Origin of the sequence: Bradyrhizobium algeriense (genome assembly GCF_003062295.1) — a bacterium.
Lineage (GTDB): Bacteria > Pseudomonadota > Alphaproteobacteria > Rhizobiales > Xanthobacteraceae > Bradyrhizobium > Bradyrhizobium algeriense.
Window position 1 is genome coordinate 1 of sequence record NZ_PYCN01000177.1, and the last position, 718, is coordinate 718.

Sequence of the window (718 nt, forward strand, 5' to 3'; positions counted from 1 at the left end):
TGGACCGATCTCAGGCTGCCGGTGTAGCCGTGCTCGCAGCGCAGCCAGCCATGCAGGGCGGCCAGGTTGATCGGACCGTCCGCCTGGCTGACCCGCCACTGCGCGATGGCGGCGGCAACGGCCTCGGCCTTGAAAGGCTGGCGGGCGCGGCCATCGGTCAGGCCCCTCTCGAACCGCTTCACCTGATAGCGAACCGCGCCTTCCGTCACGCCCAGCAAGCGGGCGATCTCACTGTTGGTCGCTCCCCGCGCCGCCAATGCCTTGATAGTCATGCGAGCCTCCTGATCGAGCCGGCTCATGCGCTCCTCCGTGTCGTCCCGTGACACGGTAGGTCGACTTCAACCGGAGGCGACATCTCGTAAATCTGGCCGTCGCCTTACTCACACATTCGCGCGTCGCGCTACACCTACGCCATTGCCGTCTTCGAGCTTGCGGCTGCAGCGGCAGATGAAGCCACACTGGCAGTTCTGCAAGCGCTTCTCGCACGAAACGATGCTGATGTCGCGGTCCTGTGCGAAACGGAACCTCTATGATGTTTATCATCGAGTTCTTTCGGGTGCGTGGCACAGACGAAGCTCATGCGATCCTGGATCGGGTTGAACATGACGCAGCGGATCTGGAGGACGTGAAAGTGAGAGCCCTGTCCCTCTTCGAGACGTTGGATATGCCGCAGAAGCCGGATGCCGTGCGGATCCTGAATCACACTGGCGAGGAGGTG

2 protein-coding genes are annotated in these 718 nt (G+C 62.7%); one reads left to right on the top strand and one right to left on the bottom strand.

What is annotated here, in order from left to right; translation table 11 throughout:
• The coding region (locus C7G61_RS42970) for a helix-turn-helix domain-containing protein (RefSeq protein WP_108523436.1) at positions 1–299 on the bottom strand (299 nt) is incomplete at its 3' end.
• Positions 300–532: 233 nt separating this feature from the next.
• Here C7G61_RS42970 and C7G61_RS42975 point away from each other — a divergent pair.
• Positions 533–718: hypothetical protein (locus C7G61_RS42975; protein ID WP_145963839.1), on the top strand; the 186-nt coding region annotated here is incomplete at its 3' end.